Source organism: Luteimonas sp. 8-5 (assembly GCF_029763755.1).
Taxonomy (GTDB): domain Bacteria; phylum Pseudomonadota; class Gammaproteobacteria; order Xanthomonadales; family Xanthomonadaceae; genus Cognatiluteimonas.
This window is the reverse complement of record NZ_JARUVM010000182.1, coordinates 1-794: the sequence shown is the minus strand read 5'-3', so window position 1 is coordinate 794 and position 794 is coordinate 1. Positions and strand designations below refer to the sequence as shown.

The window sequence follows — 794 nt, the reverse complement described above, 5'->3', positions numbered from 1 at the left end:
TCGAGCGCGGCGGCGAACGCGTCCAGCCGCTGCAGCGCGAGCACTTTCGGGTCGGCCTCCAGCGCGTCGAGTTCGGTGCGCTCCTGCGCCAGCGCCTGGCGAAGGTCGAGCACCGCGGGCGCGTCGATGTTTTCCAGCACGCCCGCGGCGAGCGCATAGGCGCGGCGCGCGCCCTCCAGGTCGCCGGCAAGCTGCAGGCGTTGCGCCCCCGCCACCAGCAGCAGTTCGGCTTCGTCCAGGCGCAGCGCCCGGGTGCCGTCGCGCGCCGGATCGGCAAGCCTGGCCACGCTGTCTTCCAGCAATGCGGCGCGCTGGCCGATGCCGATCACTTCCTCGCGCAACACCTGGGTGCTGGCATCGGCGCGGAGCATGCGTTGCGCCTGCGCGCGCTGGTCGCGGCGCAACGCGGCGATGCGGTCCTCGAGCGCCTGCCAGTGGCCGGCCTGCTCGCTCGCGTCCGCAGCCGCGCGCGACTGCCAGTCCTGCCACGCCACCCAGCCGCGCCAGCCGAGCACGCCGAGCAACGCAAGCAGCAACAACCAGGGCAGGGCACTGCGCCTGCGGCGCGGGGCGCGGGGAAGCGTGTCCGATGCGGAGTTGGTTTCCATGTCGGCGCCAATGCTAGCGACTCACGCGCGCTGGTGGGCGGCGGCCGCTGCAGCGACAAGATCGGCGGGCATCGCGCTGGCGGCGACCACGATCCGTCCGAACCCGCGCTCGGCGGCCAGGCGCGCCAGGCGCTCGCTGGCTGCGACGACCGCCGCCTGGCGCAGGATGGCTGCCGCATCGGCAGG

General features: G+C 74.4%; 1 pseudogene. It reads right to left on the bottom strand.

Features of this window, described 5'->3' with window-relative positions:
• Window positions 1-608 (bottom strand): annotated as a pseudogene (locus tag QAA18_RS12820) (hypothetical protein); the annotation flags it as partial.
• Window positions 609-794 lie beyond the last annotated feature (186 nt).